A 15,534-nucleotide genomic window follows, 5' to 3' on the forward strand; every position below is an offset into this window, starting at 1 on the left:
GCAGCGGCTGCTGGACTGGCAGCGTGCACGCGCCGAGGCAGAGCACGCCCGCGTGCAGGTCCAGGAGACGCGCGCAAGGCTGGCGGACACCTGGGAGCGCTTCCTCAAGACCCGCGAATCCCTCCGTGGCGACCGCAACCTCCACCGCGCCACCCTGAACCTCCTGGAGGACACCGAGCACGCGCAGGCCGCCGCCCAGCACGAGGCGGCGGAACGTCACGCCAGCGAGGAGAAATACCGCCTTCTCTTCAATCTCATGGACCAGGCCTACGGCGTCGGCCAGGTCCTCTTCGATGCCGAAAACCAGCCTGTGGACTTCCGCTGGCTCGATGTGAATCCGCAATTCGAGCCCGTCACCGGCCTGCCGCGGGAACAAGTGCTCGGCGGCCTCACCATGTCCCAGGTCGCCCCCGACATGGAGCCGGACTGGGTGCAGATTTACGGCCAGGTCGCCATCTCCGGCACCCCTGTCCGCTTTGAAAAGTGGTGTGGTGCCGTGGGCCGCTGGTTCGATGTCTATGCCTTCCGCATCGGGGAACCGGAGCTGCGCCGCGTCGCCGTCCTCTGCAGCAACATCACCCGCCGCAAACAGGCGGAGGAGGCGCTCGAACGCAACCTGCGTGAGGCTGAGGAAGCGCGGCGTCAGATCCAGGCCGCCAGCGAGGCCAAGGACCGCTTCCTCGCCGCCCTCAGCCATGAGTTGCGAACCCCGCTCACCCCCGTGCTCATGATCGCCGGGGCGCTCGCCGAGGATGAAACCCTGTCTGATGAGGTGCGTGACGACATCGCCATGATCCGCCGCAATGTCGAGATCGAGACCCGCCTTATCGACGACCTCCTCGACATGAACCGCCTCGCCGTCGGGAAGCTCAATCTCCGCCTCAGCACCGTCGCGCTCGACAGCCTCGTGCACGAGACCTGCGGCATCTGCCAGCCCGCCGCCATCGAGCGTGCTGTGGAGGTCGAATTCACCCCCGGCTGCGGTTCCACCTGCCTCTCCGCCGATCCCGTGCGCCTGCAGCAGGCCGTGTGGAACGTCCTGCGCAACGCCATCAAATTCACCCCCAAGCACGGCCGTGTGGAAGTCTCCACCGCCAGCGCCGGAGGCTGCTGCACGGTGCGCGTGCGTGACAGCGGCATCGGCATCCGCCCGGAGATCCTGCCCACCATCTTCAGCGCCTTCGAGCAGGGGGATGACGGCATCACCCGCCGTTACGGCGGCCTCGGCCTCGGCCTCGCCATCACCAAAGGCCTCGTCGAGCTCCACGGCGGCACCATCCGCGCCGAAAGCGCCGGCCCCGGCCACGGCTCCACCTTCACCCTCGAATTCCCCGTCCTCTGAGCCGCCGTCGGCCGACTCTGCGGAGGCGGGAGCAGGAGGTCAGTGGTGGAATCCGGGTTGAGCATGAATTCGAACGCTCGCGGGTTGCATCGCTGCGTGTTCACGCCATTAGCAAACACATGTCTGCTGAATACACGCCCGCCACCATCGCCGAAGCACGGCGTCTGCGGGATGCTTTGGACCGTGAGGGAAAGAAACTCGTGTTCACCAATGGCTGCTTTGACCTGCTGCATGCCGGCCATGTGCGCTATCTGGAACAGGCACGCGCTTTGGGAGATGCGATGGTCATTGGTTTGAACTCGGATCAGTCCGTGCGGCTCTTGAAAGGTCCCGACCGGCCGCTCAACAATGAAAATGATCGCGCTGAGGTTCTCGCCGCGTTGCGTGCCGTGGATGCGGTCGTTGTGTTTGAAGATCAGCGTGCGACGAGCTTGATCGACGCGATTCACCCGCACGTGTATGCCAAAGGCGGTGATTACACGGTGGATTCGCTGAATGCGGAGGAGCGGGCGGCTTTGCAACGGGCGGGCAGCGAGATTCGCATTCTTCCGCTGGTGCCAGGACGTTCGACCACCAGCACGATCAACAAGATGACCGCCGAGAAAACCGGCTCGCGTCTGCGATTGGCGGTTCTCGGCTCTGGTGAAGGCTCCAATCTTCGCGCCATCGTCTCCTCAGTTCAGAATGGGCAGCTCGACGCCGACATCGTGGCAGTGATCAGCGATCACGCCGGCTCGAACTTCCTCAAGCTCGCTCGTGAGGCCGGTTTGCCCGCGCATTTCGTCGATCCAGGCCCAAACCCGCGAAAGCTGGGCGAAGCCGCCCAGAAGGAGATCTTCGATCATCTTGAACGTGCGCGTGTGGACGTCGTTGTGCTCGCTGGATTCATGCGAATCCTCAAGGAGCCGGTGATCAGCGCCTATTCGGGCCGGTTGGTGAATGTTCATCCATCCTTGCTTCCGAAGCACAAAGGCGCCAACGCGCCACAGCTTGCGATTGAGGCTGGTGATGCCGAGACGGGCTGCTCGGTGCATCTGGTGACGGCGGAGATCGATGCCGGACGCGTTCTTGAGCAGGCTCGTGTGCCTGTTCTTCCTGGGGACACGCCGGAAACGCTGCATGCGCGTATCAAAGTGGAGGAACACAAGCTGCTGCCGCGCGTTCTCAGTGAATGGCGTCAGCGTGGTCTGCCCGTTCGAGGTGCGGGAGAGTCATGAGCAGCTTCACGGGAACACTCAATCCGCAGCAGCGTGAGGCTGCGACTCACATTCACGGCCCGTTGCTCATTCTGGCAGGTGCGGGCACAGGCAAGACGCGCGTGGTCACAGCCCGCATCGCCCACATGGTGAATGAGGGCATCGATCCAAAGAACATCCTTGCGGTCACCTTCACCAACAAAGCGGCCACGGAAATGCGCCACCGTGTGAAGGACATGGTGCGCGGCGGCAAGGGCGGAAAGGTGGTGCTGGGCACCTTCCATGCCTTCTGCGCACGACTGCTGCGCGAGTTCGCCTCGCACGTCGGCTACAAGAACAACTTCGTCATCTACAGCCAGGGCGAGCAGGAAAGCCTGCTGAAGCGGGTGTTGAAGAGCCTGATGGTGAAGGACGAGACCTGCGACACCACCGCCCTGCTCTCACGCATCAGCAAGGCGAAGAACGATGGCACGAGCCTGGGCGATCCGCAGAAGAGCCTGGATGCCGCCGTGATGGAGAAGTATGGAGACGAGATGCGGGCGCTGAACGTCATGGACTTTGATGATCTGCTCGTTCTCGGCGTGAAATTGCTCGAAACCGTCGCTCCGGTGCGTGCAACGGTGCAAAGCCGTCACCATTACGTGATGGTCGATGAGTTCCAGGATACGAACTCACTCCAGATGCGGCTGCTGCGTGCGCTTGTGCCCGCTCCCTACAACGTCTGTGTCGTTGGTGACGATGACCAGTCGATTTACGGCTGGCGTGGGGCCGAGATCACGAACATCACGCAGTTTGAGGACTTCTTTCCGAATCCACGAGTGGTGAAGCTGGAGGAAAACTACCGCAGCACGACGCCGATCCTGCACACCTCGAACAGCCTCATCAAAAACAACGCGGGCCGCCGCCCGAAATCGCTGTGGAGCCGGAACAACGGCAACGAGCCCGTGAGACTCGTCGCTACCCAGGACGAGAAGGAGGAGGCGGACATGATTGCGAAGGAGGTGGAAAGCGCCCGCTTCTCCAGCAACCAGCCGTGGGAGGACTTTGCCGTGCTTTTCCGCACGAATGACCAGTCACGTGTGCTGGAGCAGGCCTTCCGCCAGCGCAAGATTCCGTATCGCGTCGTGGGTGCCCGCAGTTTCTTCGATCGTCGCGAGGTGAAGGACATCCTGTCCTATCTCAACATCCTGCACAATCCGCACGATGACATCGCCCTGCTGCGCGTGTTGAACACTCCGACGCGGGGAATCGGCACGGCCACCGCCGAACTGGCCCGTGACCGCAGCATGGAGAAACACTACAGCGTCTGGGTGGCGCTCTGCGACGAGGACTTCCTCCGCCAGATCCCGGAGAAGGCACGTCTGGCGATCCGCAACTTCACCGCGCTCATCAGCAAGTATTCAGGGCCTGCAAACACGCAGGGCACCCAGCTCAAGCAGATGACCGAGGCGCTGATCCTGGAGATCGCCTACATGGACCATCTCAAAAAGGCGGCCAAGGACCCTGAAGACTTCGCTGGCTGGGAAAATGGCATCAAGGAGCTGCTCAACAGCATCTCCAACTTCGAGGAAAGCAATCGCAGCGAAGGACTGGGCGGGTTCCTCGATCAAGTCATGCTGAACGACGAGCGTGAGGACAAGGATGACATCGAAAAGAAGAAGGGCGTGTGCTTGATCACCCTCCACGCGTCCAAAGGGCTCGAATTCCCGATTGTCTATCTTCCTGGAATCGAGCAGGGCATCCTGCCGCACAAACGCAGTTATGATGAAGGCCGTGTGGATGAGGAGCGCCGCCTGTTTTACGTCGGCATCACCCGTGCGAAGCAGAAGCTGACCATCAGCCACACGCGCACGCGCATGAAGTGGGGCCAGAAGCAGACCAGCCTGCCATCACCCTTCCTGAAGGAGCTGGATCGCAAGTACATCACTGAACTCGACTACACTCGTCACATGAACGAGACCGTCACCGTGGAGGAGAACACCAACTTCTTCTCCGGCCTGCGGGCGATGCTGACGCAGGAGTGAGCGGCGGGAAGCGGGCAGATGCCTGGTTGTCTGGATGCGATTCGGTTGGAGTAGAGATAGTATTGACGTTTCATGCCAGATTCCGCCATTCTGCCGTAGTTGTCTCCGGGTGTTCCGCCTTCTTCGATTCATCCGGCATCAATTAGGTGATTGGTCTTGCTAAATGGAGCCTGTTCCGCCGTTCTCCGCCGAAATGATCATGAAATCTCTCATCACAAAAAGCTGTGCCTTGCTGGCTCTTGCCGTCGCCGCCTTTTCCCATGCGCAGGTGCCGGGTCTTCTCAATTACCAGGGCCGCGTCGCTGTCGGCACGGTGAACTTTGATGGCTCGGGCCAGTTCAAGTTCGCCCTGGTCGATGCCGCGGGCACCACCACTTACTGGAGCAATGATGGAAGCAGCGCCGCTGGCAGCGAACCTGCTGCCGCTGTCGCGGTCACGGTTTCCAAAGGGCTGTATGCCGTGCTGCTCGGGGACGCCACGCTGGCAAACATGACGCCGATTCCGGCGGCCGTCTTCAACAACGCCGACGTGCGGCTGCGTGTGTGGTTCAATGACGGCGTGAACGGCTTCCAGTGGCTCGCGCCAGACCAACGCATCGCGGCGGTCGGCTATGCGATGGTGGCCTCCGGGGTGAATCTGCCCGCGACCACCAGCGCCACATCGGGAGTGGTTCAGCAAGGGGGCGCTCCGCTGCTTCACACCTTCGGCACCAGCAACTTCTTTGCCGGTGCGGGCGCGGGAAACTTCACACTGACCGGGAGTGACAACGTGGGGGTCGGAATGGGGACCTTTGCGGCGAACACGACCGGCCACAACAACGTCGCCATCGGCAACAATGCCCTCGCCTTGAACACGACGGGTCTCGCGAACACCGCCATCGGGTTCAACGCGCTCGACTTCGTCAAGAACGGCAATCAAAACATGGCCGCTGGCGCTTACGCGCTGAGCAACAATGACAGCGGCAGCAACAATACGGCCGCCGGTTATCAGGCGCTGCTGAACGCCACCACCGGCAGCCACAACACTGCCTACGGCCATCAGGCGCTGCGTGACAACACCACTGGAAGCAGCAACATCGCCATCGGCAAGAGCGCGGGCATCAATCTCACGACGGGAGACAGCAACATCGTCATCGGTCATGCTGGCGTCGCCGGAGAGACGAAGATCATCCGCATTGGTTCCAACCAGACGGACACCTATCTGACCGGCGTCATTCACGGCGATGGCTCGGGATTGACCGGCATCGTCGCAACCAGTCTGGCACCGAACCCGACAGTGTCCGGCGTCGTCACTGCGGGTGGCTTCAGCCTGCCATCGACGACCAACGCCTCCACGGGTGTCATCACCCAGAATGGGAGCCCGCTGCTGCAGACCTATGGCACAGGCAATTTCTTCGCTGGAGCCTCTGCAGGGAACTTTACCACCTCTGGCAGCAACAACACTGCCGCCGGCAGTCAGGCGCTTGCCGCCAGCACCTCCGGCAGCGGCAACACAGCTGTTGGTGTCCGTGCGCTTGAGAACACCACCACAGGCTTCAACAACACCGCCGCCGGCGTGCTGGCACTCAACGCCAACACCACCGGGGCCTACAACGCGTCGGTCGGCTGGCATTCGCTGCAGGCCAACGTCTCGGGCTGGAACAATACTGCCTTCGGACGTCAGGCTCTGGGGAACATGATCTCCGGCGACAGCAACATCGGCATTGGTGTCTCCGCCGGTTCGGCTCTGACCACCGGCAGCAACAACATCGCCATCGGCAACGTGGGCGTCGCTGGTGAGTCGGGCATCGTCCGCATCGGCACCAGCGGGACTCACACGGACACTCACCTGGCTGGCGTCGTCCATGGCAACGGGGCGGGATTGACCGGCATCACCGGCGCCGGCCTGGCCAGCGGAGCCGCAGCGGAGAATCTTGCCGCCAGCCAGCAGAGCGGCGTCAGCAGCGGCGGCATTGTTTTGAGCACCGAAGCCAGCTCCGCCGAGCTGCTGGCCGCCGGTTATGCGAAGTTCGGCAGTTCCACCCTGGCCCTGGGTGAATCCTGGACCGCCACGCAGGCCACCGGGACACCAGCGCAACGCGCCTACCATTGCGCGGTGTGGACTGGCACGGAGATGATCGTCTGGGGCGGTCACGACGGCACCAGCTATCTCAACACCGGCGGACGCTACAATCCGGTCTCCCACACCTGGACCGCCATCAGCCAGACCAATGCGCCGTCGGCGCGGTTCAAGCACAAGGCGGTGTGGACCGGCAGCGAGATGATCGTGTGGGGTGGCAATGCCGGCACCAGCAGCTTTGACACCGGCGCACGCTACAATCCGACCACCGACACCTGGACCCCCATGACCACCACCAACGCCCCCAGCAACGGGCGGACTCAGAACTCGGCCGTCTGGACTGGCACGGAGATGATCGTCTGGGGCGGCAGCAGCACCAGCCCCACCGTCTATCATAACACCGGTGCCCGCTACAATCCGGCCACCAACACCTGGACTGCCATGCCCACCACCAGCGCTCCTGCCGCACGCCACCAGCATTATGCCGTGTGGACGGGAACCGAGATGATCGTGTGGGGCGGGCGAAACGGGGGCTCCTTTTTCAATGATGGCGCTCGTTACAACCCGACGACGAACACGTGGAGCGCCGCCATCTCCACCACCAACGCCCCGAGCGCTCGCGGAGACACCATCGCGGCGGCCACCGTCTGGACTGGCAGCGAGATGATCGTCTGGGGAGGCTACGATGGCACCTACCTCGGCACCGGAGCCCGTTACAGGCCCGCCACCGACACCTGGACGCCTGTTTCATCCACTGCCGCTCCTTCCGCGCGTGCGAATCACACGGCTGTCTGGACGGGAGACAAGATGATCGTCTGGGGCGGCTTTGACGGGGCCCGCCTTTCGACGGGAGCCTACTACACGCCTGCCGCCGACACCTGGACGGCCACCGCCGCGTCAAACATCACCGCCAGGGCCGATCACAGCGGCGTCTGGACCGGCAGTGAAATGATCATCTGGGGAGGCGCTTCGACGGGCGTTTACTTCGCCGATGGCTCGCGCCTCACTCCCGCCGGCATTTTCTATCTCTACCAGCGCAAATGAGCTGGTGACTCCCCCGCCGCGACACCTCATCGCATGAAAACTCCACTCATCTTTCTCGCGCTGCTCTACCCGGCCTCTTTGTCAGCCGGCCCGCGTGGCAGTACCAGCTACACCGTGGTCACAGACTCGCTGGATGCTGTCGGTGCCCGCAGTGCCAGCGTCAGTTACGCCAGCGACAGCAGCGGAGGCGGCGTGTCGGGCATCGCCACGGCCGGCAGCCCGGCGACGAGCCTGAAAGGCGGCTACATCGGCCAGCTCAGCGAAGTCGTTGCCGTGCAACTCGCTGCCACACCCACCACGCTGAATGAGGGCACGTCCCGGCAGATCTTCGCCACCGCCCTTCTGGATGATGCCACGACCGCTGCTCTCCTCGGCAGCGATCTGGTGTGGAGCGTGCTCAGCGGCCCGGTCAGCGGCGTCGGCAGCAGCGGTCTGGCCACTGCGGCCAATGTGTATCAAGATACCGCCGCCACTGTGCAGGGCAGCTATCGCAGTGTGAGTGGCACGCTCGGCCTCACCATCGTCAATGTGGGCACCGACGACCTCGGCATCTATGCTGGCGACGGCATTCCCGACACCTGGCAGGCCCAATACTTCGGCACCAACAATCCTCTCGGCACGGCCACCGCCGATGCCAGTGGCACCGGCCAGACCAACCTCCTCAAATACACCGCAGGCCTCGATCCTCTCGATCCGGCCTCCCGCCTGCTCACCCAGGTCGGTGGCAGCGGTGCTTCACACACGATCATCATCAATCCCCGCCTGCCCGACCGCACTTACACCGTGCAGTTCAGCACCAATCTCGGAGTCGGCGGCTGGCTGGAGCTCACCGGCGCCACCATTGAGGACAATGGCTCGATTCGCACCGTGACCGACCTGGACGCGGCCTCCACGCGGAAGTTCTACCGCGTGCAGATCAGCTATCCGTGAGCAGGCGAAAGAGAAAGCCTCCGATGGCAGGGCAAACAACCGGCAGTCGGACGCCCGGCATCGCGATCAACGCGACACCAAGAGAAACAGCTACTTCTTCGCCGGGGCCCAGCCGTCCTTCAGCGTGACGGTGCGGTTGAAGACCGGTGCGCCGGGCTGCGAATCGATCGGATCGGCGTAGAAGTAGGCGACACGCTCAAACTGCCAGTGGGAGCCGGGAGCAGCCTCTTTGAGTGAAGGCTCCAATTTGGCGTTGGTGAGCACTTCGAGGGAGTTTTGATTCAGGAACTGCGTGAAATCGCCGTCCTCGCCTGCATCGGCATCAGGCGTCGCGACGGTGAAAAGACGGTCGTAGAGGCGCACGGTGGCGTCGATGGCATGACGGGCGCTGACCCAGTGGATGATGCCTTTGGGCTTCGGACGGCCTTCGGGCTTCACGCCGTGGCGAGTGGCCTCGTCGTAGGTGCAGCGGAGCTCGGTGATGTTGCCCGCGGCATCTTTGACGACCTCTTTGCAGATGATGCAGAAGGCGAATTTCAGGCGCACTTCACCACCGGGCTTCAGACGATGGAACCCATCGACCGGCACCTCCATGAAGTCATCGGCGTCGATATACACTTCACGGCACAGCGGCACCTGACGCGTGCCCGCGGCGGGATCTTCGGGGTGATTGGCGGCCTCGAAATACTCCACTTTGTCCTCGGGGTAGTTTTCGATGACGACCTTGATCGGGCGCAGCACGCCGTAGGCACGATGGGCGACCTTGTTGAGGTCCTCGCGGATGGCGTGTTCGAGCAAGGCGATCTCGGTGAGCGAGTTGAACTTCGTGAGGCCGATCGTTTTGCAAAAGCTGCGAATGGCCGCCGGCGTGATGCCGCGGCGGCGCATGCCGCTGATGGTGGGCATGCGTGGATCGTCCCAACCGCCCACAAGGCCTTCTTTGACGAGGCGGAGCAGCTTGCGCTTGCTCATGACCGTGTAGCTGAGGTTTAGGCGGGCAAATTCACGCTGATACGGATTGCCGGGCAGGCCATCGACGTTGTTGATGAGCCATTCGTAAAGCGGGCGATGCACCTCGAACTCGAGCGTGCACAGGCTGTGCGTGATGCCTTCCAGCGCATCGCTGAGCGGATGCGCGTAGTCATACATCGGATAGATGCACCAGGCGTCGCCGGTGCGGTGATGATGGGCGTGAAGGATGCGATACAGGGCCGGATCACGCAGGTGCATGTTCTGCGAGGCCATGTCGATCTTCGCACGGAGGACTTTTTCGCCTTCCTTGAACTCACCCTTCCGCATGCGGCGGAAGAGATCGAGATTTTCCTCCACGCTGCGCTCGGCGAACTTGCTGCGCGTGCCGGGCGTGGTCAGCGTGCCGCGATTCTGCCGCATCTCCTCCTGCGTCTGGTCATCCACATAGGCGAGCCCTTTGCTGATGAGCTGCTCGGCGAAGAGGTAGAGCTTCTCAAAGTAGTCGCTGGCGAAGAACATGTGCTCGCCCCAGTCAAAGCCGAGCCATTTCACGTCCGCCTTGATGCTCTCGACGTATTCGACCTCTTCCTTCGTCGGATTCGTGTCGTCAAAGCGCAGGTGGCAGCGGGCATTCGGCGCATGCTCCTGGGCGAGGCCGAAATTCAGGCAGATGCTCTTCGCGTGGCCGATGTGCAGGTAGCCATTTGGCTCCGGCGGGAAACGAGTGATCACCTGGCCGCCATTGCGTCCTTCCGCCAGATCGGTGGCGATCATTTCACGGATGAAATCGAGAGAAGCGGTGGCGTTGGAGGCAGGTTCGGACATGGAGGGGCGGAGTTTGGGCCGAAAGTCTAAAGTTTAAAGTTCCAAGTTCAATGTTCGCGCTTCTCCGTCAGCGGTTCGCGGTTGCACGGGCCGGGAATCCGTTGTTTTTCCCGCGAACCATGTCCCATCCTGCCCCAGCGCCCACGCATCTCGATCTCTCAAAACTTGGCGAGCCGGTTTATCGCGGCTCCGTGCAGAACCTGTTCGCCGTGCCGGATCATCCCGGCTTCGTGGTGTGCGAGACGACGCCTGCGGGCTCTGTGTTCGACGTGGGCTCCATCTTCAACATCGAAGGCAATGATTTGAACCGCGCCATCTTCCGCCACGCGATGTATTCCCGCCTTGGCAAGCCAGAAACCTGGCAACGGGTGAAGAAGGCCATCGAATCCACCCCGATGGACGAGTCCTGGCGCAAAGAACTGCTTTCCGGGCCGCTGGAGGCCATGCTGGAACATGGCGCGGCCACCCATCACATCGGCATGGTGGATGCGAAGACCGGCGAGATCGTGCGCGACGGAATGCCGGCGAATCCGAGCTGCTACAATGTCGTGCGCCGCTTTCCGGTGATGCATCCGCCACAGCGCACACTGCTGAGCACGCACGTGTTCGACTACGCGCAGTTCCATCAGAGCGCGACGTATGTGGTGCCTTTGGAATACATCGTGCGCTTCGGCGTGACGAGCGGCTCGTCGATCTTGAAGAAGTATCAGAGCCTCGCCGACAGCGCCAAACGTGCCTACGAGCAGGAGCTCGGCCTTTCGAAGCCCATGGGCGTGTGGGAGATGCTGGAGCGGCCGATTTACGACCTCACCAGCAAATACGAGCCCGAAGACCGTGCCGTGAGCAAGCAGGAGGCGCTGCTCATGTCTGGCCTCAGCAGCGAGGACTTCCTCAGCACCATCAAGATGGCCATCCTCGGCGGCTGGGCAGTGCGTGAACTGCTGGAGACGGCCGGATTACTGCTGTGGGATCTGAAGTGGGAATTCGCCGTGGATCGCGAGGAGCTGCTCTTCGTGGACACGATCGACGCGGACTCGTTCCGCGGCACCAGTTTCATCGAGGTGGAAGGCAAGAAACTCGTCATTCACTTCAACAAGCAGGCCATGCGCGACTACTACCGCCTCGTGCATCCGGAATGGTTCGCCGGCATCAACGACGCCAAGCAGCACGCGCAGAAAATCGGCGTGCCATTCAAGCAGGTGCTGCGTGAAGGCCAGGCGGCAGGGAAGTGGCCTGCCACGCCCGCCGTCGATGCGGAATTCCTCGCGCTGCAAGCCCGCAAAACAGCGTTGATCCGCGAGCATGTGCTCTCCCAACGCGACGCGGCGGCCATCCGTGCAGATTTGCAGGCCACAGGGCAGGCGGAGGTCGATTTCTATCGCGGCAAAGGGCTGCTGGCCGAGCTTTTGAAGATGAACGCCGTGGGCTGAAAAGAGCGTGTGGTTTCCGTCTGACAAAATGCTTGCGCGTTAAGCGGAAACGTTTATCAATCCCGCCCCTCCATCCGGAGGGCAACGTGATTCCTGAGTAGCTCAGCGGTAGAGCGGGTGGCTGTTAACCACTAGGTCGTAGGTTCGAACCCTACCTCAGGAGCCATCACGACAAACGTAACGGCAGAGTAGCTCAGGGGTAGAGCAGAGGACTCATAAGCCTTTGGTCGGGAGTTCAAATCTCCCCTCTGCCACCACGATGAGGGATTCGTGGTGATCGGATCAAGGTCGGCCAAGCCGACGGTGAATCGCGATTCGATGCGGTGGCGAAGCAAGCTCATGCATTCGGGCTTCGACATTTCTTCGTCACGCGTTCATGCTGCAATCGTCATTCCTGCCATGTATCTCCCGGCGGACGCCATCATCGCGCCTGAAAAGCTGCACAAGTATCTGCTCGTGCCTTTGCCACGTGGAGACAAATCACGTTATCTGGCAATCGCAGGATACAGTTTGAATGCCCCGGCACGTCTCGAGGCGGACATCAGGTCCCAAATACTGCCGTTGGAGGCCACGCCAGATGGGGCCACTGCCTTTGGCGACATGTTTGTCATTTGCGGCAGTCTCGTGGGACCGAACGGCCGTACCTTGCAAGTCCGCACCGTCTGGATCAAAGAAGCCTTGTCTGGACAGGTGAAGTTTGTAACCTTGTATCCGCACTCATGATCGAACTCTACCAGGAAGCTGTTCTTGCCAGGGATCTGCCCGCGCAGAGTCTCTGTAGAGGCGATATCGTGATGGTCGTCGAGAAACTGACTGCACCGTCCGGTCTCAAAGGCTGCTGTGTCGAGGTGCTTAATGCAATGGGGCAGGCCATCCGCGTGGAAGTGGTCGCCGAGAGCGATCTGGAAGCCCTGCGTGCCGATGAACTGCTCTGTGTGCGCCAGTCCACCACTCGTGCCAAGGCCGCTTGATCGTGCAGTCACCTGCGATGGCCGCACGTTCCTTCATCATTCATCATTCCAGCCATGAATCTCCTCATTCGCCCCCGTCGCAATCGTCAGTCGCCCGCCGTTCGTGATCTCGTCCGTGAGACGGAGCTGACTCCGGGGCATCTGATCTACCCGCTGTTCATCCAGGAGGGCACGGAGAACACGCCCATCATCTCCATGCCCGGCTGCACGCGCTGGAGCACCGATGGACTGGTGCAGGAGGCGGGTGAAGCGCACGCGCTCGGCGTGCCGGCCGTCGTGCTGTTCCCGCGCATTCCGGATGAGCTGAAAACACGCGGCGCGGAGGCCTGCCATGCGGATGACGGACTGGTGCCTCGTGCCATTCGCGCCCTGAAGATCGCGCATCCCACGCTGGCGGTGATCACGGATGTGGCGCTCGATCCCTACAACAGCGACGGCCACGACGGCCTCGTGTCGGATGACGGACGCATCTTGAATGACGAAACCGTGGCTGTGCTGCAGCAGCAGGCGCTCTGCCACGCACGGGCTGGCGCGGACATCGTCGCGCCGAGCGACATGATGGACGGCCGTGTCGCCGCGATCCGTGCGGCGCTTGATGCCGGCGGTTTTGACGGCGTTTCGATCATGAGCTACACAGCGAAGTATGCCAGCGCCTACTACGGCCCCTTCCGGGGTGCGCTGGATTCCGCGCCACGTGCCGGCGACAAGAAAACCTATCAGATGGACCCGGCGAACGCCCGCGAGGCCTTGCGTGAGGCCGCGCTCGATGAGGCGGAAGGCGCGGACATCCTCATGGTGAAGCCCGCCGGGCCGTATCTCGACATCATCGCAAAGATTCGCGCCGCCAGTCCGCTGCCCGTCGCCGCCTACCAGGTCAGTGGCGAGTATCTCATGATCAAAGCCGGCTCCGAAGGTGGCTGGATCGATGAGGCGAAGATCGTGCACGAGTCCCTCATCGGCATCCGCAGGGCCGGCGCGGACATGATCCTCACCTACTTCGCGAAGCAGTGGGCCATGGAGTGGCAGAAGTAAACTCGATGCCCGTCCTCACGGTTCGCTGTTCTCTGTTTGCTGTTGAATGGGGGGGATGGCGAAGGACGTAGTCCGCGAGTCCTCTCGCGGTGGCGACTGCACCTTGGGCGGCCCATCGAGTGCGGATTTGGTAGAAAAATTAGGGGTGGAAAGATGGTCCCTGAAGTTTTTCCACCCCGAATCTTTCTACCAAACCCAACAACATACTCAACTCACCGCCTCGTAGTTAGTCGATCAGTGGATAATGGGACTGTAAGCGGAGGGGCGCATTTCACACTTCGCAGGTGGCTACGGAGGATGGATGTCTCGTGTCGGATCCTGAAGAATGGCCGCCAATTCAGGAAAGCCACCGAAAGGGTACAACGTCCGCAACGCTGACCGACCTGCCGGAGGATAAGGATAAGGACAAGGAAAAGGGACACGCTGCGAATTCCTTTTCGCTCTGCACGCTGCGAACCGCGAAGTGCGAACGGTGAACCGAGAACCGAGAACAAGCACTCTGCTGCTGCTGAGAAGGCGGAGGTTAATTCAATCCGGCTTCGGCGAGGCGCTCTTTCAGGTCGCTGGCGAGGAGGGCCTGGAGCATGTCGGTGATGCGGCCTTCGACGAACTGGTCGAGGTTGTAGAGGGTCATCTCGATGCGGTGGTCGGTGACGCGGTTCTGCGGGTAGTTGTAGGTGCGGATTTTTTCCTCGCGTCCGCCGCCGCCGATGAGGTTGCGGCGGTGGGCGGAGTATTTGGCGGCTTCTTCCTGCTGTTTCTTTTCCAGCAGGCGGGAGCGGAGGATGTTGAGGGCTTTTTCCTTGTTCTTGATCTGGCTGCGGCCGTCCTGGCAGCGAACGATGGTGCCGGTGGGGATGTGGAGGACCTGCACGGCGGAGTCGGTGGTGTTGACGCCCTGGCCGCCGGCGCCGGAGGAGCGGCAGACTTCGATGCGGACTTCCTCGGGCTTGATTTCGAGATCGACCTCCTCGGCTTCGGGGAGGATGGCGACGGTGGCGGCGGAGGTGTGGATGCGGCCCTGGGCCTCGGTGGCGGGGACGCGCTGGACGCGGTGGACGCCGCTTTCGTATTTCATGACGCGATAGACGTCCTCCCCGCTGATTTTGGCGATGACTTCCTTGAAGCCGCCGACTTCGGAGGGGCTGGCGTCGAGTTGCTCGATCTTCCAGCCCCGGGTCTCGGCGAAGCGGGTGTACATGCGCAGGAGGTCGGCGGCGAAGAGGGAAGCTTCGTCACCTCCGGTGCCGGCGCGGATTTCGAGGATGACATCGCGGCCTTCGAGGGGATCGGGCGGTAGAATGGACTCCTGGATGGCTTTTTCGAGATCGATAAGGCGCTGCTCTAGGACGGGAATCTCGGCGGCGGCCACCTCGGCGAGGTCTTTGTCGTCCTGGGACTTGGCCATCTCGCGGTTTTCGGCGAGCTCCTTCTGCGCTTTCTCATAGGCGGCCCAGTCGGCGAGGAGCTTTTGGAGGGCGCGGTGCTCGCGCAGCATGTCGCCGGCGCGTTTGGCGTCGTCGTAGAAGTTGGGGCGGCCGATGATGTCTTCGATGTCGGCGAAGCGGGTGCGTTTGCCGGCGATGACGGCGGAGTAGTCCATGGAGAAGGGGGCGGGGGGAGCGGAGATCAGGGATCAGAGAATGGCGAATGACGAATGGCGAATGACGAATGACGAATGACGAATGACGAATGACGAATGACGAATG

At 62.0% G+C, this 15,534-nt stretch carries 11 protein-coding genes and 2 tRNA genes; 11 read left to right on the plus strand and 2 right to left on the minus strand.

Going from position 1 to position 15,534, the window contains the following annotated elements; all coding sequences use genetic code 11:
• From IAE77_RS05845 to IAE77_RS05865, 5 genes are all read left to right on the plus strand, one after another.
• Nucleotides 1–1,342, plus strand: a 1,342-nt coding sequence (locus tag IAE77_RS05845; RefSeq protein ID WP_294223189.1) for a PAS domain-containing sensor histidine kinase, incomplete at its 5' end; no start/stop codon positions are given.
• A gap of 119 nt (nucleotides 1,343–1,461) precedes the next feature.
• A complete protein-coding gene (gene purN, locus IAE77_RS05850) occupies nucleotides 1,462–2,559 on the plus strand; it encodes a phosphoribosylglycinamide formyltransferase (protein WP_294223193.1) in 1,098 nt (365 codons plus the stop codon).
• Nucleotides 2,556–4,562 (plus strand): UvrD-helicase domain-containing protein, encoded by a 2,007-nt coding sequence (locus IAE77_RS05855; protein WP_294223196.1) that lies wholly within the window; start codon nucleotides 2,556–2,558, stop codon nucleotides 4,560–4,562. Before purN ends, IAE77_RS05855 begins: the two co-directional genes overlap by 4 nt.
• A 199-nt stretch (nucleotides 4,563–4,761) precedes the next feature.
• Entirely contained in the window at nucleotides 4,762–7,665 is a 2,904-nt protein-coding gene (locus IAE77_RS05860) for a kelch repeat-containing protein (RefSeq protein ID WP_294223199.1), read from the plus strand.
• A gap of 33 nt (nucleotides 7,666–7,698) precedes the next feature.
• Entirely contained in the window at nucleotides 7,699–8,595 is an 897-nt protein-coding gene (locus IAE77_RS05865) for a hypothetical protein (protein ID WP_294223201.1), read from the plus strand.
• A gap of 90 nt (nucleotides 8,596–8,685) precedes the next feature.
• Here the strand turns inward: IAE77_RS05865 and IAE77_RS05870 are convergent, their stop codons facing one another.
• Nucleotides 8,686–10,392, minus strand: coding sequence for a glutamine--tRNA ligase/YqeY domain fusion protein (locus tag IAE77_RS05870; protein ID WP_294223202.1), 1,707 nt, complete (start codon nucleotides 10,390–10,392; stop codon nucleotides 8,686–8,688).
• A gap of 119 nt (nucleotides 10,393–10,511) precedes the next feature.
• On the opposite strand from IAE77_RS05870, the gene IAE77_RS05875 reads away from it, so the two are divergent.
• The 6 genes from IAE77_RS05875 (at nucleotide 10,512) to hemB (ending at nucleotide 13,825) form a co-directional block, all read left to right on the plus strand.
• Entirely contained in the window at nucleotides 10,512–11,822 is a 1,311-nt protein-coding gene (locus tag IAE77_RS05875) for a phosphoribosylaminoimidazolesuccinocarboxamide synthase (RefSeq protein WP_294223204.1), read from the plus strand.
• A 91-nt stretch (nucleotides 11,823–11,913) separates the two neighbouring features.
• Nucleotides 11,914–11,988: transfer RNA gene (locus IAE77_RS05880), tRNA-Asn, on the plus strand.
• A 16-nt stretch (nucleotides 11,989–12,004) separates the two neighbouring features.
• Nucleotides 12,005–12,079, plus strand: a tRNA-Met gene (locus IAE77_RS05885).
• Nucleotides 12,080–12,221: 142 nt separating this feature from the next.
• Nucleotides 12,222–12,545 (plus strand): DUF6883 domain-containing protein, encoded by a 324-nt coding sequence (locus tag IAE77_RS05890; RefSeq protein ID WP_294223206.1) that lies wholly within the window; start codon nucleotides 12,222–12,224, stop codon nucleotides 12,543–12,545.
• Nucleotides 12,542–12,793, plus strand: coding sequence for a DUF4926 domain-containing protein (locus IAE77_RS05895; protein ID WP_294223209.1), 252 nt, complete (start codon nucleotides 12,542–12,544; stop codon nucleotides 12,791–12,793). Before IAE77_RS05890 ends, IAE77_RS05895 begins: the two co-directional genes overlap by 4 nt.
• 54 nt (nucleotides 12,794–12,847) lie before the next feature.
• Nucleotides 12,848–13,825 (plus strand): porphobilinogen synthase, encoded by a 978-nt coding sequence (gene hemB / locus IAE77_RS05900; protein ID WP_294223212.1) that lies wholly within the window; start codon nucleotides 12,848–12,850, stop codon nucleotides 13,823–13,825.
• A 523-nt stretch (nucleotides 13,826–14,348) separates the two neighbouring features.
• Here hemB and prfA read toward each other — a convergent pair.
• Nucleotides 14,349–15,428, minus strand: a complete 1,080-nt coding sequence (gene prfA, locus IAE77_RS05905) for a peptide chain release factor 1 (protein ID WP_294223214.1) — start codon at nucleotides 15,426–15,428, stop codon at nucleotides 14,349–14,351.
• Nucleotides 15,429–15,534 lie beyond the last annotated feature (106 nt).

The organism is Prosthecobacter sp., from assembly GCF_014879935.1.
Classification (GTDB): Bacteria; Verrucomicrobiota; Verrucomicrobiia; order Verrucomicrobiales; family Verrucomicrobiaceae; genus Prosthecobacter.